The organism is Paracidovorax wautersii (assembly GCF_031453675.1).
GTDB lineage: Bacteria > Pseudomonadota > Gammaproteobacteria > Burkholderiales > Burkholderiaceae_C > Paracidovorax.
This window is the reverse complement of record NZ_JAVIZX010000001.1, coordinates 3,341,011-3,358,512: the sequence shown is the minus strand read 5'-3', so window position 1 is coordinate 3,358,512 and position 17,502 is coordinate 3,341,011. Positions and strand designations below refer to the sequence as shown.

The 17,502-nt window shown below is 67.5% G+C and carries 17 protein-coding genes; 9 read left to right on the top strand and 8 right to left on the bottom strand.

The genetic code is table 11. The features are described from left to right. Nucleotides 1–35 precede the first annotated feature (35 nt). On the bottom strand, nt 36–1,133 hold the full coding sequence (locus tag QE399_RS15215) for a LacI family DNA-binding transcriptional regulator (RefSeq protein WP_309829892.1): 1,098 nt from the start codon (nt 1,131–1,133) through the stop codon (nt 36–38). A 92-nt stretch (nt 1,134–1,225) separates the two neighbouring features. Between QE399_RS15215 and QE399_RS15210 the strand changes: the two genes are divergently transcribed. Together QE399_RS15210 and QE399_RS15205 are read left to right on the top strand one after the other, a co-directional pair. Next, nucleotides 1,226–1,999, top strand: a complete 774-nt coding sequence (locus QE399_RS15210; RefSeq protein WP_309829889.1) for an SDR family NAD(P)-dependent oxidoreductase — start codon at nt 1,226–1,228, stop codon at nt 1,997–1,999. Between the two features lie 273 nt (nt 2,000–2,272). Continuing rightward, entirely contained in the window at nt 2,273–3,250 is a 978-nt protein-coding gene (locus tag QE399_RS15205; protein WP_309829886.1) for a tripartite tricarboxylate transporter substrate binding protein, read from the top strand. An 82-nt stretch (nt 3,251–3,332) separates the two neighbouring features. Here QE399_RS15205 and QE399_RS15200 read toward each other — a convergent pair whose 3' ends face one another. Both QE399_RS15200 and QE399_RS15195 read right to left on the bottom strand, forming a co-directional pair. Then, on the bottom strand, nt 3,333–3,770 hold the full coding sequence (locus QE399_RS15200) for a universal stress protein (RefSeq protein WP_309829884.1): 438 nt from the start codon (nt 3,768–3,770) through the stop codon (nt 3,333–3,335). Between the two features lie 100 nt (nt 3,771–3,870). Further along, a complete protein-coding gene (locus QE399_RS15195; protein ID WP_309829883.1) occupies nt 3,871–4,629 on the bottom strand; it encodes a 2OG-Fe dioxygenase family protein in 759 nt (252 codons plus the stop codon). 114 nt (nt 4,630–4,743) lie between these two features. Here QE399_RS15195 and QE399_RS15190 point away from each other — a divergent pair, with 114 nt between their 5' ends. After that, a complete protein-coding gene (locus QE399_RS15190) occupies nt 4,744–5,133 on the top strand; it encodes a PilZ domain-containing protein (protein ID WP_309829881.1) in 390 nt (129 codons plus the stop codon). A gap of 35 nt (nt 5,134–5,168) precedes the next feature. On the opposite strand, the gene QE399_RS15185 is transcribed toward QE399_RS15190, so the two are convergent. Beyond that, the gene (locus tag QE399_RS15185; RefSeq protein WP_309829879.1) at nt 5,169–6,863 is read right to left on the bottom strand and encodes a long-chain fatty acid--CoA ligase; all 1,695 of its coding nucleotides are present in this window, start codon (nt 6,861–6,863) and stop codon (nt 5,169–5,171) included. A gap of 389 nt (nt 6,864–7,252) precedes the next feature. Here QE399_RS15185 and QE399_RS15180 point away from each other — a divergent pair, with 389 nt between their 5' ends. Together QE399_RS15180 and QE399_RS15175 are read left to right on the top strand one after the other, a co-directional pair. Beyond that, nucleotides 7,253–8,740: a GGDEF domain-containing protein gene (locus QE399_RS15180; protein ID WP_309829877.1), complete on the top strand. Its 1,488-nt coding sequence runs from the start codon at nt 7,253–7,255 to the stop codon at nt 8,738–8,740. A 197-nt stretch (nt 8,741–8,937) separates the two neighbouring features. Then, nucleotides 8,938–9,945, top strand: coding sequence for a D-2-hydroxyacid dehydrogenase family protein (locus tag QE399_RS15175; RefSeq protein ID WP_309829875.1), 1,008 nt, complete (start codon nt 8,938–8,940; stop codon nt 9,943–9,945). A 123-nt stretch (nt 9,946–10,068) separates the two neighbouring features. Here QE399_RS15175 and QE399_RS15170 read toward each other — a convergent pair whose 3' ends face one another. The 4 genes from QE399_RS15170 to QE399_RS15155 all read right to left on the bottom strand — a co-directional run bounded on the left by QE399_RS15170 (nt 10,069) and on the right by QE399_RS15155 (nt 13,849). After that, nucleotides 10,069–11,196, bottom strand: a complete 1,128-nt coding sequence (locus tag QE399_RS15170; protein WP_309829873.1) for a branched-chain amino acid ABC transporter substrate-binding protein — start codon at nt 11,194–11,196, stop codon at nt 10,069–10,071. A 139-nt stretch (nt 11,197–11,335) separates the two neighbouring features. After that, on the bottom strand, nt 11,336–11,629 hold the full coding sequence (locus QE399_RS15165; protein ID WP_309829872.1) for a hypothetical protein: 294 nt from the start codon (nt 11,627–11,629) through the stop codon (nt 11,336–11,338). 254 nt (nt 11,630–11,883) lie between these two features. Continuing rightward, entirely contained in the window at nt 11,884–12,318 is a 435-nt protein-coding gene (locus QE399_RS15160) for a DNA polymerase III subunit chi (RefSeq protein WP_309829869.1), read from the bottom strand. 16 nt (nt 12,319–12,334) lie between these two features. Continuing rightward, on the bottom strand, nt 12,335–13,849 hold the full coding sequence (locus QE399_RS15155; RefSeq protein ID WP_309829866.1) for a leucyl aminopeptidase: 1,515 nt from the start codon (nt 13,847–13,849) through the stop codon (nt 12,335–12,337). 23 nt (nt 13,850–13,872) lie between these two features. Between QE399_RS15155 and lptF the strand changes: the two genes are divergently transcribed. From lptF to QE399_RS15135, 4 genes are all read left to right on the top strand, one after another. Next, a complete protein-coding gene (gene lptF, locus QE399_RS15150; protein ID WP_309829864.1) occupies nt 13,873–14,967 on the top strand; it encodes an LPS export ABC transporter permease LptF in 1,095 nt (364 codons plus the stop codon). Further along, nucleotides 14,964–16,067, top strand: a complete 1,104-nt coding sequence (gene lptG, locus QE399_RS15145) for an LPS export ABC transporter permease LptG (RefSeq protein WP_309829862.1) — start codon at nt 14,964–14,966, stop codon at nt 16,065–16,067. The genes lptF and lptG overlap by 4 nt, the downstream gene beginning before the upstream one ends. Beyond that, a complete protein-coding gene (locus tag QE399_RS15140; protein WP_309829861.1) occupies nt 16,064–16,483 on the top strand; it encodes a sirohydrochlorin chelatase in 420 nt (139 codons plus the stop codon). The genes lptG and QE399_RS15140 overlap by 4 nt, the downstream gene beginning before the upstream one ends. A 62-nt stretch (nt 16,484–16,545) precedes the next feature. Then, nucleotides 16,546–17,487 (top strand): CysB family HTH-type transcriptional regulator, encoded by a 942-nt coding sequence (locus QE399_RS15135; protein ID WP_309829858.1) that lies wholly within the window; start codon nt 16,546–16,548, stop codon nt 17,485–17,487. Nucleotides 17,488–17,502 lie beyond the last annotated feature (15 nt).

Here is a 17,502-nt window from a genome sequence, read left to right as displayed (position 1 = left end):
AAGACGCGCGGAAAGGAACGCGCCCGTTCCGCAGCTCAGGCCGTCGCCCGCTGCCGGATCGAGAAACCCAGGTCGGTCGCGCCCGCCGGGGCCGCGCCGCCCTGCAGGCGCTCCAGCAGCAACTCGCCCGCCCGGGTGCCGATCGCCGCGCCGTCCAGGTGCACCGTGGTCAGCGCGGGTTCAAAGTCGGCAGAGAACGGCAGATCGCCGCATCCCACCACCGCCAGCTGTCCTGGCACGGCCACGCCGCGCTGCTGGGCCTCGATCAGCACGCCCATGGCCATCAGGTCGGAGTTGCAGAACACCCCGTCCACCGGCGGCCCGTCGCTGGCACCCGCCATCAGTTGCGACAGCGCGTCACGGCCGCTGCGCAGCGTGGCCGGCGCGGGCGCCGCATGCAGCAGCGGCGCCGGCATGCCGAGGGCCAGCGCAGCCCCCTGGAACGCGTGGGCCCGGGCGCGGGAGCGCGCATCGTCCGCGCCGAAGAACGCCAGCCGGCGGCGTCCGCCCGCGTGCAGAAACCGCACCACGGCACCCGCCATGTCGGCGTGGGAGAAGCCCACCAGCATGTCGATGGGGTCGTCCACCAGGTCCCAGGTTTCCACCACCGGCACGCCGCTGGCCCGCAGCCGCTGGCGCCAGGTGGCGGACTCCAGCGTGCCGGTGATGACGATGCCGGCAGGCCTCCGGCCCAGCACCGTCTCCAGGATGCCGTCCAGCCGCGCGTTGTCGTAGCCAGTCTGGCCCAGCAGCAGCTGGCAGCCGCTGGGCTCCAGGGTGCGGCCCAGCGCCTCCAACAAGGGATGCAGCGTGAGCGTGGAAATGGTGGGCACCAGTGCCGCGACGAGGCGGCTGTGTCCAGAAGACAGTGCGCCGGCGATCAGGTTGGGCACGTAGCCGCTGCTGGCGACGGCCGCGCGCACGCGCTCGCGCACGGCTTCGGAGACCTGCTGCGGGTTGCTCAATGCCCGCGAGACGGTCATCGGCGCCACGCCTGCCAGTTGGGCCACGTCGCGGATCGTCACGTGGCCGCTGCCGCGGCGGCGCGGCGGCGCGGCAGCCGGCACCGGTGCGGGCGGAGGCACACCCTGCGGGGTCGTCGGGTCGTCGTCGCTGTTCACGGAAGAAGCCATGCCCGATTCTAGAAAGCCCGAGCCATCGCCTCCGGGCAGCCGCCCGTCGCAGATCTCCCCGGCCCTCCCCGGCCCGCCGCTACCATTGCCGCATGACCGCATCCACCCCACAGCACCTCTTCATCCTCACCGGCGCCTCGCGCGGCATGGGCCTGGCCATGGCCCGGCAACTGCTCCAGCCCGGGCATCGCCTGCTGGCCATCTCCCGCAGCACCGCCGACACGCTGGACGCCCTGGCGGCCGAGCGTGGCGCCGCGCTGGAGCAGTGGCAACAGGATCTGGCCGACGGCGTGGCGGCCGCGGAACGGCTGCGGGTATGGCTGGCGGCGCTGCCCGCCGGCGGCGTCGCCAGCGCCACGCTGATCAACAACGCCGGCGTCATCCCCCCGATCGCACCGCTGTCGGACAGCGATCCGGCCGACCTGGGCCGCGCGCTGCGCGTGGGGCTGGAGGCCCCCATGCAGCTCACGGGCGCCTTCCTGGGCGCCACGGAGGGCTGGCACGCCGTGCCGCGCAAGGTGCTCAACATCTCGTCCGGCCTGGGCCGCCGGGCGATGGCCTCGCAGGCTGCCTATTGCGCCGCCAAGGCCGGCATGGACCATTTCACCCGCTGCGTGGCGCTGGACGAAGCGGCCAAGCCGCACGGCGCCAAGGTATGCTCGCTGGCTCCCGGTGTGATCGACACCGACATGCAGGTCCAGCTGCGCGGCGCCGACCCGGCCCGCTTCCCGGATGTGCAGAACTTCGCCAACCTCAAGACGGGTGGCATGCTCACTTCTCCCGCCGACGCGGCCGCCCGCGTCCTCGCCTGGCTGGAGCGCGCGGACTTCGGCACGAACCCTGTGGCCGATGTGCGGGAAGCCTGATTACTACTAATTTGATAGCTGCTTGCGCTTATTCCATAAGCGTTTGCGGCCATTTTTACTTGAAACACTTGAAGCGCTAAGGAAAGCACCCTGCCGCAGCCCCTCGCCGCACAGCGCTGACGATGCCGGCCATCGCCAAGTGAGAAGGCCCGGTGCCCCGCAGGCAGGCCGATGCATCCGCCCCATCGGCACAGGCCCCAATAGCGCCGCGCCATGGGGCACGGCACACTCGCTCCCGAACCATTTCGCTGAAAACCACGGAGACACGTTCCCATGATCCGCACCCTGATTTCCTGTACCGCGCTGGCCCTGGGCCTGGGCGCCGCAGCGCATGCCCAGACGGCAGCGCCCGCCTATCCGAACAAGCCGGTGCGCATGATCGTTCCGTTCCCGCCCGGCGGCGGCACCGACATCCTGGCCCGCCTGGTGGCCACCAAGCTGGGCGAATCCGCCAAGTGGACGGTGGTGGCCGACAACAAGCCCGGCGCCGGCGGCACGCTGGGCATCACCGAGGCGACCAAGATGGCGCCCACCGGCTACGACATCGTGATGGGTCAGAAGGACAACCTGGTCATCGGCCCCTGGCTGTACAAGAACCTGCCCTGGGACCCGACCAAGGACCTGACGCCCATCGCCCACGTGGCCTACACGCCGGTGGTGATCGCCACCAGCGCCAACTCCAAGTTCAAGAGCCTGGCCGATGTGGTCGCCGCCGCCAAGGCCGCGCCCGGCACCATCACCTACGGCTCGCCCGGCAATGGCACCTCCATCCACCTCGCGGGCGACCTGTTCGAGAAGGCCGCCGGCGTGAAACTGGTGCACGTACCGTACAAGGGCTCCAACCCCGCGCTCATGGACGCGCTGGCCGGCAACGTGGACCTGCTGGTGTCCTCCCTGCCCTCCGCGATGGGCCAGATCAAGGCCGGCAAGCTGCGCCCGCTGGCCGTCACCTCGGCCAAGCGCAGTTCGTCCCTGCCCGATGTGCCGACCGTGGCCGACTCGGGCTACAAGGGCTTCGACGTGAGCACCTGGTACGGCCTGTTCGCGCCGGCCGGCACGCCCAAGCCGGTGGTGGACGCGATCCACGCCGAGGTGAACAAGCTGCTCGCCCAGCCCGACGTACAGGCCGCCATCCTGGGCCAGGGCGCCGAGCCCGAAGCCATGGGCACAGCCCAGTTCGGCACCATGTTCAAGAACGACTATGCGAAGTGGAAGGGCATCGTCGAAGCCTCGGGCGCCCGGATCGAGTGATCTCACGCGGCGCCGGTGCAGCGCCGCTCCAAAGAAAAAAGGCTCCCGAGGGAGCCTTTTTTCTTTGGGCGGTAGAACCGCGTCAGTCGCGCACCACCAGCACCGGCACGTGGGCCACGCCCAGCACGCGCTGCGTGACGCTGCCCAGCACCAGCTTTTCCAGTCCGCGGCGGCCGTGCGAGCCCATCACGATCAGGTCGGCGCCGGTGGATTCGACCGCACGCACGATGCCGTCGTGCACGGCATGGCCTTCGCCCACCACGGTGGTCACGGGCACGCCGGCGTCCTCGATGGCCTTCTTGGCGGCGTCCAGCGCGGCGTTGGCTTCGGCCGTGGCGGCGCTCAGGTACTGCGCCTGGCCGTAGGCGAAGTCCGCCCCGACGCCGGTGAAGGGATACGGGTCCACCACGTAGAGCGCGGTCACCGAGGAGCCGAAGGTCTTGGCCAGGGCAGCGGCCTTGCCCACCGCCAGCATCGAGGTGGGCGAACCATCCACGGGAATCAGAATGTGCTTGAACATGGGTGTTTTCTCCTTGGGTTGATGGAAGACGGTCCGAGGACCGGTCGAGACGAAACCAGTGTGGCGCCGGAAAGCCCGCGCAGCCTTGATTCCCGTCAAATCATGAGGGATTGCCGACGGCGTCCTGGAAGCCTCCGCGGCGGCAGGTGACCACCAGCGTATCGCGCCATCCTCCCTCCACCAAGGGCTGGATGGGCGTGGTCTCATGGATCATGCGGGCGTCGTCCAGCAGCAGCAGCGACCACGGCTCGTTCAGCGTGAAGCGCTGGCCGCTGGGCCCGTTGGCTTCGAAGATGCGCGTCTCGCCGCCCTTGACGCCGTTGCGGGCCACCAGGAACACGGCCACCAGGTCCACGCCGTCGCGGTGCGCGCCCTCGGGCGTGGGCCGGCCGATGCCGTCCGAGGTGTCGATGCGGAACTGGTGCGCCTCGATGAACCAGCGTTGCGGCTGCGTGGCCAGCGCGGCCTGGGCCACTCCGGACAGCGCCAGCATCAGTTGAGCCCACACGGGTTGGGACACGGTCGCGTCGTCCATGGGAGCGAACCAGCGCTGCATGCCGCCATGCAGGGCGTTGTACTCCACGGGCTGCCAGTGGGCACGGTGAGGCACTTGCTGCAATTGGCCGCCATCGGCCACGAAGCAGGAATGGCGCCGCCGGCGATAGCGTCCGCCGTCCTTCAGGAATTCATCCGGCGGCAGATCCTGCCAGTCGGGCGACAGCGCCTGCAGGGCCTCCAGGGTACAGCCGGCCCAGGCGGCCACATCGGCAGGCCGGACGACGGCGTAGCCCTGGCTGCGCAAATGGGATGCGATCTGCCCTGGATCGGTGAAAGGAGGGGCGAAGGTGACGTGCGCCATGGCTGCCGAGCTTAACCCGCAGCGCGCCGGCCGCGCGGGTACGGCACCGCCCCGGCCGGCCACCGGGGAGTGCATGCGCTAGCATCCCTATCGCCCCACCCTGGAGACATCTGCATGGTCCACGAGCGCCGCCACTTCGTCCGCGTCGGTTTCGACGCCCCCGCCCAGGTCACGATCGGCCCGGAAACCTTCGACGCGCAGGTCCTGGACCTGTCGCTCAAGGGTGCGCTGCTGCGGCTGCCGCCCCAGGCACACGCCCTGGCCGGCCCCGGCGTGTCCTGCCAGCTGGTGGTGCCGCTGCTGCCCGCGCAGGAGCAACTGTCCATGGCCGCCCATATTGCCCATCTGGACGGCGACCTCGCAGGCCTGCAATGCAGCACCATCGACCTGGACAGCGTCACGCACCTGCGGCGCATCATCGAGCTGCAACTGGGCGACGCCGCCCTGCTGGAGCGCGACCTGGCCGAGCTGATGGCCGGCCACACGGCGGGCGCCACCCCGTAAACCGGGCGGCGCGCCGCAGCGCGCTGGTACCCCGCTCAGCGCTGCGCGTGCTCGGCCTCCTGCAAGGCCCGCCACATCACCTTGCCGCTTCCGCTCTTGGGCAGGGCATCGGCGAGCTGCACGATGCGCGGCACCTTGTAGACCGCCATGTTGTCGCGGCACCAGGCGATGATGTCTTCCTCCGTCACCTGGCCCCGGTGCTCCTGCCGCAGCACCACCACGGCCTTGACCGTTTCGCCCCGGTAGCTGTCCTTGGCCGAGATGACGCAGGCCTCCTGGATGGCGGGGTGGCGGAACATCAGCGCTTCCACCTCCGCGGGCCAGACCTTGAAGCCACTGGCATTGATCATGCGCTTGAGGCGGTCAGTCAGGAAGAAGTAGCCCTCCTCATCCATGCGCCCCAGGTCACCGGACCGGAAGAAGCGCTTGCCCTCCAGCTCGAAGAACGCGGCGGCCGTGGCGTCCGGCCGCTTCCAGTAGCCGTCGAAGACCTCGGGGCCGTGCATCACGATCTCACCCTGCTCGCCCACGGGCACTTCCTGCAGCGTGTCCGGGTCCACCACCCGTGCATCGGTGCTCATGAAGGGAATGCCCAGGCACTGCTGCTTGGGATGCTCCGGCGGATTGGAATGCGACGGCGCAGCCGTCTCGGTCAGACCGTAGCCTTCGGCGTAGCGCAGACCATACTGCTCCAGCAGGCGCTGCGCCACGGCCTGGGGCATGGCCGCTCCCCCACCACCGATGTAGGTCAGGCTGGACAGGTCGTACTGCGCGAAGTGCGGGCTGGCCAGCAGGTCGATGATCATGGTCGGAATATTGGTCCAGCTCGTCACACGGTACCGCGAGATCAGCCGCCCGGCCAGGTCGCGGTCCCAGCGCGGCATCACGACCAGCGTGGCACTGCTGTAGATGGCGGTGTGCATCACGCTCACCATGCCGGTGATGTGGAACATGGGCACCACGGCCAGCACCACGCTCTCGGGCGTGGCCGTGCCCCAGAGGCTGCCCGACACCGCGTTGTGCATGATGCTGCGGTGCGGGTGCATGCATCCCTTGGGCAGGCCGGTGGTGCCGCTGGTGTAAGGCAGCACCGCCAGGTCAGCGGACGCCACTTCCAGCGCGGGCGCGGGCTCCTCGGAGGCCACGGCATCGGTCCAGCGGTGGACCACCCCCCCTTGCAGCGCAGGCAGGGCGCGCTCCGTGCACAGCCAGTCCTGCCAAGCCGAAGGCACCGTGTCGGCGCCAGCGGCGTGGGGATCGAACGTGTCGGTGAACTGGGTTACCACCAGATCGCGCAGACCTGCACCCGGCGGGAGCGCATCGCTGGCCTGTGCCAGTTCTGCAGCCAGGTCCGCCGTCGTGAGGGCCACCTTCGCATCGGGGTCGGTGATGTAGTGCTTGAGCTCTTCTGCGCGGTTCATGGGGTTGACTGGCACGACCACCGCGTTCGCGCGCAGGATGGCGAAGTGCGCGATCACGAGCTGCGGGCAGTTCTGCATGCACAGCAGCACGCGGTCGCCCTTGCGCACGCCCCGGGCGTGCAGGAATGCGGCCAAGCGCTCGGCGCCCTGCGCCAGGGACCTGTACGACACGCGGGTGCCGAAGAACACCAAGGCCGGCTTGTCCGGATACCGCCGCGCACTCGTGGCCAGGTTGTCCCACAGCGAGGTGGCGGGAACGGTCAGGGAGTGCGGCAGGCGCCGGGGCCAGAATCGGTAGTGAGGTCGCATGGATCTTGGTTCCTTGGAGGGGGACTTGGCCCGGATGCAGGCCGCCGCTCCACTTGTATCGGGGATGCCATCCGCGAACCGTCACTCAGGTGACGGGAAGCGGTCGCAGGCTTTGGCACAGGCGGCCCACACCCTGCGCAAACGTCCTCTTGCGCGGGCTCCCGGTTTACGGCACAACCAGCGTATTGCATGTCCCGCCCAGCGGAATGCGGATGCACCGGGAAGAACCTGGGCGCAGCCCGTCGGTCACGCTGCGCTGGCAGCCTGCGCCGATGAAAACGCCGAGGTCAGCAGCCTGTCAGCCACGGCGGAAAAGATCGGCCTCCGGAGTAGCCCTCCGGCAGGCGGCGGGCGGGACAGGCTGCACCTTGCCGATACGACGTACCACGATGAAGAAGCCTTCCGCACCGAGTACCTCGACCCAGAAGCTGTTGATGTTTCTGGTGCCGGCCCTCGTGGTGGTGCAGATCGCAGCCTTCATCTTTCTGCACTTTGCCAACCGGCAGATCGCGCTGGACAGCGTCGACGCCGCCCTGGAGGCGGGCGCCCAGACCTTCACCTACACGGCCGCCACCCGGCGCGAGTACCGCAGGCTGACCTCCGAACTGGTCACCAAGGATTACGGCCTGGTCAACACCATCGCCAATGAAAGCCGCGAGACCGTGGAGTCGGCCTTGCACAACCAACTGGGGCGTACCGGTGCCGAGCTGATCGTGCTCACCGACCTGCAAGGCCGGCTGATCGCCCGTGCGACGACGCTGCCTCTCATGGCCCTGCCCGATCCCGACCTGGACCAGGAACTGGCCTCCCTGGTGTCGCACGTGGCCGAGCAGGAGCGCAACATGCGCCCCCTGAGCGTCGGAGAAGACAAGCCGGCACTGCACAACTGGGTCAAGGTGGTCATCCGCGCACCGGTGCCTGTGGCGCAGCTCTATCTGGCCTACCGCATCTCGGACACGTCGGTGCAGCAATACACCAAAATGACGCAGCTGCAGATGGCCTTCGTGTCCGAGCGATTGGATGCAGAGAGCGCGCCGGTGGTGCATGCCTCCACCTTGCCAGCCGCCGCGATGACCCAGGAGGTGGCGCAGTACAAGACCCTGGGCGAAAGCTTCTCCGTCACCACCGACGAGGGGCAGTACCGCCTGAAGGTGCTCGAATTGGGCGGCCTGCCGGGCTACCGGGTGCACGCCGTCGTGGCGAAGCCGTTCGCCCCGGTCTTCTCTCCCTTCATCAAGCTGGAGTTGCTTTTCGCCGCCAGCATCGTCTTCAGCTCCGTCGTGTCCATCCTCGCGGCCAAGATGATCACCAGCCGCGTCGTGACGCCGCTGGAGAAGGTGGCACAGCGGGACGCCCTCACGGGGCTGGCCAACCGCCGGCTGTTCGAGATCAATATCGCCAACGCCGAGCAGAATCTGAAAGCCCTGAACGACGGGTTCACGCTCATGTTGCTGGACCTGAACAAGTTCAAGCAGGTCAACGACACCTTTGGGCACGAGGCGGGGGACACGGTGTTGCAAACCTTTGCCGCCCGCGTGAAAAAACTCATGCGCGCATCGGACACGCTGGCCCGGTTGGGCGGCGACGAGTTCGCGGTGTTGATGCGCACGACCGACAAGGACAAAGCCACGGCGCTGGCAGAAGCCATCGTCGAGGCGGTCCGCCAGCCCCTCCAGCTACCGAATGGCGAATGGGTGGAGGTGGGCACCAGCATCGGGATCGCCTTCTCCCCGGCACACTCCAGCCTCGGCTCGGAGGTCATGCACCATGCGGACATCGCCATGTATGCGGCGAAGAAGCAAGGAGGCGGCTTTCTCATCGCCGAACTTCCTGCGGCCCCTGCTCCACCAGAGGGCGCCATGCCCCGCACTTTGTAACGGTGTGTCCCCATACCGGGGATTTCGGCCCGTTTCTGCGGAATGCGCCACGGACCATCAACGACAATGCGCAGTTACCGGGCGCAGCGTCCCCACTCGGGGGGCCGCGGCGCAGGCCCTGCGCCGCATGGCGCCCCGCCTTCCCGGCTGCGCCCGATGCCGCCTTCGACACCGACTTGCACTACCAGATGGGAAGTATGAACATCGTTATCCTCGACGACTACCAGGATGCAGTGCGCAAGCTCCACTGCGCCGCACGTCTGGACCCCTATTCCGCCAAGGTCTACACCAACACCGTCAAAGGCCTCGGCCAGCTGTCGGTACGCCTGAAGGACGCAGACATCATCGTCCTCATCCGCGAACGCACCCCCATCTCGCGCCAGCTGATCGAAAAGCTCCCGCGCCTGAAGCTCATTGCCCAGACCGGAAAGATCGGCAGCCACATCGACGTGCAGGCCTGCACCGAACGCGGCGTGGCCGTTGCCGAGGGCGTGGGCTCGCCGGTGGCGCCTGCGGAACTGACCTGGGCCCTGATCATGGCCGCCATGCGGCGCTTGCCGCAGTACATCGCCAACCTCAAGCACGGCGCCTGGCAGCAGTCCGGCCTGCGGTCGGCGTCCATGCCCACCAACTTCGGCGTCGGCACCGTGTTGCGCGGCAAGACGCTGGGCATCTGGGGGTATGGCCGGATCGGCCAGCTGGTGGCGGGCTATGGCCGCGCCTTCGGCATGAACGTGCGCGTGTGGGGCCGGGAGGCGTCGCGCGTCCAGGCCCTGAACGACGGTCTGCAGGTGGCGACCACCCGCGAGGAATTCTTCTCGCAGTGCGATGTGATCTCGCTGCACCTGCGTCTGAACGAAGAAACCCGCAACCTCATCAAGCTGGACGACCTGTCCTCCATGAAGCCGACCGCACTGCTGGTGAACACCTCACGTGCGGAACTGATCGAGCCGGATGCGCTGATTGCAGCATTGAACCGGGGGCGTCCCGGCATGGCAGCGGTCGATGTGTTCGAAAGCGAACCCATCCTGCAGGGCCACGCGCTGCTGCGCCTGGAGAACTGCATCTGCACCCCGCACATCGGCTACGTGGAGCAGGACAGCTACGAGCTCTACTTCGGTGCAGCCTTCGACAACGTGGTCAATTACATCAAGGGCACGCCGACCAACATCGTCAATCCGGGAGCGCTGCAGGTTCGGCGCTGAGACGGTTCGCCCCGCCACCGGCACGCCCAGCCTCGCTCTGCGTGGAAAAAAAAGGCCTCCCGACGGGAGGCCTTTTGTGTGTGGCTGACGCCGGCCTCGAGGACCGGCAGATGCCATCGCCGATCAGTTCAGCGGGGTCTTCTTGCCGTCCTTGTACGTGTACAGGGTGATGGCAGGGTTCTTCATTTCGCCGTTGGACTCGAAGGCGATGTTGGCGGTCACGCCCTTGAAGTTCGACTTGGCCAGTTCGGGGATGTAGACCTTGGGATCCCAGGAACCAGCACGCTTCATGGCGTCGACCAGCAGCATGGTGGCGTCGTAGGTGTAGGGGCTGTAGACCTGGAACTGGTTGGGGTACTTGGCGTCGTACTTGGCCTTCCAGGCGGTGCCGCCAGGCATCTTGGCCAGCGATGCACCACCTTCGGCGCAGATCACGTTGGCCAGGGTCTTGGCGCCTGCAGCCAGCTTGGCGATCTCGCTCGTGCAGATGCCGTCGCCGCCGAAGTACTTGACGTTGCCCATGCCCAGCTGTTCCATCTGGCGCAGCATGGGGCCGGCCTGGGGATCCATGCCGCCGAAGAACACGGCATCGGGGTTCTTGGACTTGACGGCCGTGAGGATGGCCATGAAGTCGGTGGCCTTATCGGTCGTGAACTGTTCGTCCACCACCTTGATGCCCTTTTCAGAGGCGATCTTCTTGAACACGGTGGCAACGCCCTGGCCGTATGCCGTGCGGTCGTCCACGATGGCGACGGTCTTCAGCTTCAGCGTATCGGCAGCGTAAGCAGCCAGGCCAGCGCCCAGCGCGTTGTCGTTGGCGATGATGCGGAAGGTGGTCTTGTAGCCGGGCTTGGTCAGGTTGGGGTTGGTCGCAGCGCCGGTGACGTGCGGGATGCCGCAGTCGTTGTACACCTTGGAAGCGGGGATGGTGGTGCCCGAGTTCAGGTGGCCCACCACGCCTGCCACCTTGGCATCGCACAGCTTTTGTGCGGCAGCGGTGCCCTGCTTGGGATCGGCTGCATCGTCCTCTGCCTGCAATTCGAACTTGACCTTCTTGCCGCCGATGGTCACGCCCTGCGCGTTCAGTTCTTCCACGGCCATGCGGGCACCGTTCTCGTTGTCCTTACCGTAGTGAGCCTGAGCGCCAGAAACCGGGCCCACGTGGCCAATCTTCACCACTTCTTGAGCGGTGGCCATGCCAGCGACCGCAGCGATAGCAGCGGCAACGGTCAGTTTCAACTTCAATTGCATATGAATCTCCAATAAAGGGTAAACGCTGAGAAATATTGTTGTGTCCCAACGCAGGCGAACATATCGCAATTTGCGGGCCAGATCATCAGGGAACACGATGGGCAGGCCGAGGAAACCACAGGGAGAAACCCTGCCGCCGTCACATCCGCGAGGGCCGCTCGCCGGAAAGCTCGTCCGCGACGGCTTCGTAGACCGCCTGCCGCACCACGGACTCCACCTCTTCCCTCAGCCGCGGGACGATGGAGCGGGTCTGCTCCTGCACAACGGTGGCAATGGCCTCCCGAAGACGCTGGTCCAGCACGACATCGACCCGCTGCATCACGCGGTGCACCAGGTCCTCTTCGAAGCCGTCCGGCAGGGCAGGCCCGAGCGCCGGGCCAACGGTGGGCCCCTGCTCTTCGGCCGCAGACGCAGGGGTGGTAGCCGCTTGCACCGCTGGCGCCGGCATCCCGACGATGGCCGACAGGGGTGTGTTTTCCGGCCACCGGGCCTGTGGAGACCAAGGGGGTGCCGCGATGGGGGGAGGCGGCTCCGCGGCACGCTGCGCGGAAGGTCCTTCCCCCTTGTCCTGTGGCTCCAGCAGCGGCGCGGAGAGCGGTATGGGTGCCAGGTCTCCCGGGGCCACATGCACCACATCGGTGAGGGTCGGCACAAATCTGGGAGGTGCCTTGGGCGGTAGGGTGGCCATTAGCCGCCTTTCAGGACCAGATCGTGGCGCACGATCTCATAGCCGCGACCGGCGTAATGGCGCCAGCGTTCACGGGCTGCCTGCCGGTCGGCATCGTCATGGGCACTCACCACCTCGACCAGCTTCTGAAACCGGGCAAAACCTTCCGGCACGTTGTGGCCCAGATTCAGCAGCACGTCCTGGTGGGAGGATTCGCGCGGGTCCGCCGTCAGCAACACGGGCGAGGCGGCCACCATGTCCTCGTCGCCCCCGCTGCGCGCATGGGCCACGAAGTCGGACGGGCCCAAGGCCCAGAGCATGCGGTCCAGCCGGTCGAGGGACTCCTCGGGGCCGGCGATCACCAGGCGCATCTCGCTGCGCAGCACCTTGCGCGCGAAGCGGCACGCGTAGGCCAGCTTGTCCGGCGCGTTGAAGTGGAAGGCAACCTCGGTCATGCGCGCCTTCGAGGGGTCAGGCGACGCGGGCAGGCCGGGGGCGCGAGGGCGCCGCAGCGGCACGGCCAGTGGCCTTGCTCTGGGCGGGTGCCTGGCCCACCTCGTTCAGGAGGTAGTGCACCAGCAGGCCGACCGGCCGGCCCGTGGCGCCCTTGGCGGCCCCGCCCTTCCAGGCCGTTCCCGCGATATCCAGGTGCGCCCATGGAATGTCGCCCACGAAGCGCTGCAGGAACTTCGCGGCCGTGATGGAGCCGCCCGCGCGGCCGGCGACATTGCCCATATCGGCAAAGTTGCTCTTGAGGCCTTCGGCGTATTCGTCGTCCAGGGGCATGCGCCAGCATGGGTCGAGGGCGGCATCACCGGCCGCCAGCAGGCTGTCGGCCAGCGTGTCGTCGGAAGCAAACAGCCCGCTGCGCAATCCGCCCAGGGCGATCACGCAAGCGCCGGTCAGCGTGGCCACGTCCACCATGGCGCGGGGCTTGAAGCGCGCGGCGTACGTCAGTGCATCGCACAGCACCAGCCGGCCTTCGGCGTCGGTGTTCAGCACCTCGATGGTCTGGCCGCTCATGCTTGTGACCACATCGCCCGGTTTGACCGCACGCCCATCGGGCATGTTCTCGCAGGCCGGGATCAGGCCCACCACATTGATGGCCGGGCGCAGTTCGGCCAGCGCACGGAACACGCCGAGCACGCTGGCCGCTCCGCCCATGTCGAATTTCATCTCGTCCATCTCGGCCGCCGGCTTGATGGAGATGCCGCCCGTGTCGAACGTGATGCCCTTGCCCACTAGGACGACGGGCGCCTGCGACTTGGGCGCTCCGGTGTAGTGCAGTTCGATGAAGCGCAGAGGCTCTTCGGAGCCGCGCGCCACGGCCAGGAAGGACCCCATGCCCAGCTTGGCGACGTCGGCCGGCCCGTGCACCTTGCACTGGATGCCGGGCAGCTTGCCCAGCGACTTGGCGGCGCTCGCCAGGAGCGTGGGCGTGGCATGGTTGGCGGGCCGGTTGGCCCATTCGCGGGCGAACTCCACGCCCGCCACCAAGGCCACGCCGCGGGCGAATGCGGCCTTGGCCGCTGCCGCGTCGGGCACGCCGATGGTCACCCGAGCCAAAGCACGCGGCTCGGGCTTGGACTTGGTGGCGGTGTACACATAGCTGGCCTCGGCAATGGCCTGCACCGCCGCGGCCACGGCATCGGGCTGGGCCGCACCGGCGAACACGATGGCCGCCTTCTTGATCTGGGGCGCCTTGAGGGCACCGGCACAGCCCAGCAGCGCTTGCCGCACGGAGCGGGCCGAGCCGTTCCCCGCGCCGACCAGCACCACCCGGCGGGCAGCCACGGACGGCAACTGGTACAAAGCGAGACTCTTGCCGGCCTTGGTCTCCCAGTCGCCGCTCTTGAGGGCGTGGGCGGCCAGGGCGGACAGCGCGTCGCTGCCGGGACGGAAGCCCTCGGGCACGAGCACGATCAGCAGATCGCTCCTGTCGGCGGTGGCAGCGGATAGCGCAAGCGTCTTCAGATCGAAGTTCATAATCGGTGTTTTCCTTCCAGCCAATGTTATTCGATTCATCCATTCGCAAAGAGCTGGCCCGGAGCTTCGGCGCCACCCTGGTGGTCCTGATCACCGTGGTCATGACCATGATGCTGATACGCACGCTGGGCCAGGCGGCCCGCGGCAGCGTGAGCCCGTCGGACGTCATGCTGGTCATGGGCTTCACCGTGCTGGGGCAGCTGCCGACCATCCTGACGCTCAGCCTCTTCGTGGCCACGGTCTCCACGCTGTCGCGCATGTACCGCGACAGCGAGATGGTCATCTGGTTCGCCAGCGGCCGCGGTCTCATCAGCCTGCTCACGCCCCTGCTGCGTTTCTCCTGGCCGGTGATGCTGGTCATCGCCACGCTGGCGCTGGCGATCTGGCCGTGGGCGAACCGGCAGATCCAGGAACTCAAGGTCCAGTACGAACAACGCAGTGACCTCGACCGCATCGCCCCGGGCGAATTCCAGGAGTCCGCCAACGGCACACGCGTGTTCTTCATCGACCGCGACGCGTCCAAGGAAGGCGAGGCCAACAACGTCTTCATCGCTTCGAGCGAGCCCAACCGCGAAACCGTGACCTCGGCCCGCAGCGCGCGCATGGAAGTGCGCGACGGCGAGCGCCTGGTGCTGCTCAACGAAGGCCAGCGGCTGGAGACCACCTTGGACAAGCCGGGCCTGAAGGTCAGTGAGTTCGTGGAATACGGCACGCGGATCGGCTCGACCTCCGCTGCATCGAAGGAAGACCTGTCCATCAAGAGCCGCGGCACGCTCGACCTGCTGCAGGACAGCCAGCCCGCCTACAGGGCCGAGCTGGGCTGGCGGCTGGGCCTGGCCCTGGCGGCGCTGAATTTCGTGGTGCTCGGCCTGGCGATTTCCATCGTCAACCCACGGGCAGGCCGCAGCGGCAGCCTGGCCTTTGCACTCTTCGCCTTCGTCATGTACTACAACCTGATGACGGTGGGGCAGAGCTGGGTCGCAGCGGGCCGCCTGGGCGTCACCGCCTTCATGCTGGCACTGCATGGGGGCACCCTGGTGCTGGGTCTGGCGCTGCTCGCCGCGCGGCACAACAATTGGTCCCTGCGCTCGCTGTGGGCCGGAAAGAAGACGGCATGAAGACCATCCGCCGCCTGATCTACCGCGAAACCCTGTCGGGCGTGAGTTTCGTCACGTTCGGCTTCCTCGCGCTGTTCTTCTTCTTCGACATGGTGGACGAGCTGCGCTGGGTGGGCCGCGTGGAGGGCTACCAGATGAGCCATGCGCTGATGTACGTGGCGCTCAGCCTGCCCGCCCATCTGTACGAGCTGCTGCCCATCACGGTGCTGATCGGAACCATCTTCGTGATGGCGCGGCTGGCGCAAAGCTCCGAGTTCACCATCATGCGCACCAGCGGGCTGGGCCCGTGGCGCGCCCTGCGCACGCTGCTGGTGCTGGGCTGCGGATTCGTCGTGCTGACCTTCGCCGTGGGCGACTACCTCTCGCCTCTGAGCGACCGGGCGGCCCAACTCGTCAAGGCCAACCGCATGGGGCAGATCACCACGGGCGCCACGGGCGCCTGGCTGAAGGAACGGCAGGGCGAGCGCTCGGTGGCCGTGAACGTGCGGGCGCTCGACCCCCAGGGCAACATGCGCGGCGTGCGGGTGTTCGAATTCGATGCCGAGGGCCGCGTGTCCTCCACCCTGCAGGCCGCAACCGGCCAGTTCGGTACCGACGGCACGGGCTGGGACCTCCAGCAGGTGCAACGCAGCATCTTCCACCGCGGCACCGGCGGAGAGTCCCGCGTCGAGCGCCGGCAGGATGCCGAACTGCGCTGGTCCACCCATATCACCACGGACATGGTGGCCGCCTCGCTGCTCAAGCCGGACCAGATGTCCACCATCGGCCTGTTCCAGTACATCCGCCATCTCGAATCCAATGGCCAGGCGGCGCAGAAATACGAGATCGAGTTCTGGCGCAAGGTGTTCTACCCGCTCAGCTGCCTGGTCATGGTGGTGCTGTCCCTGCCCTTCGCCTACCTGCACTTTCGCTCGGGCGGCATTGCCGGCTATGTGTTCGGCGGCGTGATGGCGGGCATCAGCTTCTTCCTGCTCAACAACGTGTTCGGGTACGCAGGCAACCTGCAGAACTGGTCGCCCATGCTCACCGCCGCGGCACCGGGGCTGATCTATTCGCTGCTGTCGCTCGGCGCTTTCGGCTGGCTGGTGCTCAGGCGATGAGTGCCGAAACCGCTTCCCCCACCACGCCCGCCGAGCCACAGCGCCGTGGCGTGGTGCTGTTCTCGCACGGCTCGCGCGACCCGCTGTGGCGCCAGCCCATCGAGGCGGTACAGGCGCGCCTGCATGCCGACCAGCCCGGGCTGCAGGTGTGCTGCGCGTATCTGGAGCTCACGAAACCCGACCTGGGCACGGCCGTGGAGCAGTTGGTGCTGCAAGGCGTTCGCCAGATCACCATCGTGCCCATGTTCCTGGGCACGGGACGCCATGCCCGGGAAGATCTGCCAGTGCTGGTTGAAGAGCTGCGACAAGTCCATGGCGGGTGCGTGCTGTTCCATGTGCAGCAGGCGATCGGAGAGGATCCGCGCATGACCGCGCTGATGGCGCAGATCGCCGCGGAACCTTCTTCCAACCTCTGAAAGATTGCCTCTCGCTTAGATGAATGCAGCATAATGATGCGACTTTTTAGCCGCCATCAGATATGAATCTGCACCAATTCCGCTTCGTCCAGGAGGCCGCGCGCCGCAATCTGAATCTGACCGAGGCCGCAAAGGCGCTGCACACGTCGCAGCCCGGCGTATCCAAGGCCATCATCGAGCTGGAAGACGAACTGGGCGTGGACATCTTCGCGCGGCACGGCAAGCGCCTCAAGCGCATCACCGAGCCGGGACAGCATGTGCTCAAGAGCATCGAACTCATCATGCGCGAGGTGGGCAACCTCAAGCGCATCGGCGAGCAGTTCAGCGCCCAGGACAGCGGCACGCTCAGCATCGCCACCACCCACACCCAGGCCCGCTACGTGCTGCCGGTGCCGGTGGCCAAGCTGCGCGAGGCCTACCCCAAGGTGAACGTGAGCCTGCACCAAGCCACGCCACACGAGGTGGCGCGCATGGTCATCGACGAGGTGGCCGAGATCGGCATGGCCACCGAATCGCTGGCCGATTACCCCGATCTGGTCACCCTGCCCTGCTACGAGTGGCAGCACGTGCTGGTGATGCCCCACGCCCATCCGCTGGCCCAGAAGGAGCGCATCGGCCTGGACGACATCGCGCACGAGTCGCTCATCACCTACCACCCCTCCTTCACCGGCCGCGGCAAGATCGACCAGGCTTTTGCCACGCGCAAGCTGCAGCCGCGCATCGTGCTGGAGGCCATCGACTCCGACGTCATCAAGACCTATGTGCGCCTGGGCCTCGGCGTGGGCATCGTGGCGGAGATGGCCATGCGCGACGACCCGGTCGGTGACCTGGCGGTGCGCCCCGTCGGCCACCTCTTCGGCCAGAGCGTCGCCCGCGTGGCCTTCAAGCGCGGCGCCTATCTGCGCAACTTCGTCTACCGCTTTGCCGAGCTGCTGAGCGACCGCCTCAACCGCGAACTCATCGGCCGGGCCATGACCGGCCACGTCAACGACTACGAACTCTGAGCACGGACGGAATGC

Coding starts and splice junctions, on each gene's coding strand:
- QE399_RS15215 (WP_309829892.1), bottom strand. CDS start 1,133: ATGGCTTCTTCCGTGAACAGCGACGACGACCCGACGACCCCGCAGGGT.
- QE399_RS15210 (WP_309829889.1), top strand. CDS start 1,226: ATGACCGCATCCACCCCACAGCACCTCTTCATCCTCACCGGCGCCTCG.
- QE399_RS15205 (WP_309829886.1), top strand. CDS start 2,273: ATGATCCGCACCCTGATTTCCTGTACCGCGCTGGCCCTGGGCCTGGGC.
- QE399_RS15200 (WP_309829884.1), bottom strand. CDS start 3,770: ATGTTCAAGCACATTCTGATTCCCGTGGATGGTTCGCCCACCTCGATG.
- QE399_RS15195 (WP_309829883.1), bottom strand. CDS start 4,629: ATGGCGCACGTCACCTTCGCCCCTCCTTTCACCGATCCAGGGCAGATC.
- QE399_RS15190 (WP_309829881.1), top strand. CDS start 4,744: ATGGTCCACGAGCGCCGCCACTTCGTCCGCGTCGGTTTCGACGCCCCC.
- QE399_RS15185 (WP_309829879.1), bottom strand. CDS start 6,863: ATGCGACCTCACTACCGATTCTGGCCCCGGCGCCTGCCGCACTCCCTG.
- QE399_RS15180 (WP_309829877.1), top strand. CDS start 7,253: ATGAAGAAGCCTTCCGCACCGAGTACCTCGACCCAGAAGCTGTTGATG.
- QE399_RS15175 (WP_309829875.1), top strand. CDS start 8,938: ATGAACATCGTTATCCTCGACGACTACCAGGATGCAGTGCGCAAGCTC.
- QE399_RS15170 (WP_309829873.1), bottom strand. CDS start 11,196: ATGCAATTGAAGTTGAAACTGACCGTTGCCGCTGCTATCGCTGCGGTC.
- QE399_RS15160 (WP_309829869.1), bottom strand. CDS start 12,318: ATGACCGAGGTTGCCTTCCACTTCAACGCGCCGGACAAGCTGGCCTAC.
- QE399_RS15155 (WP_309829866.1), bottom strand. CDS start 13,849: ATGAACTTCGATCTGAAGACGCTTGCGCTATCCGCTGCCACCGCCGAC.
- lptF (WP_309829864.1), top strand. CDS start 13,873: ATGTTATTCGATTCATCCATTCGCAAAGAGCTGGCCCGGAGCTTCGGC.
- lptG (WP_309829862.1), top strand. CDS start 14,964: ATGAAGACCATCCGCCGCCTGATCTACCGCGAAACCCTGTCGGGCGTG.
- QE399_RS15140 (WP_309829861.1), top strand. CDS start 16,064: ATGAGTGCCGAAACCGCTTCCCCCACCACGCCCGCCGAGCCACAGCGC.
- QE399_RS15135 (WP_309829858.1), top strand. CDS start 16,546: ATGAATCTGCACCAATTCCGCTTCGTCCAGGAGGCCGCGCGCCGCAAT.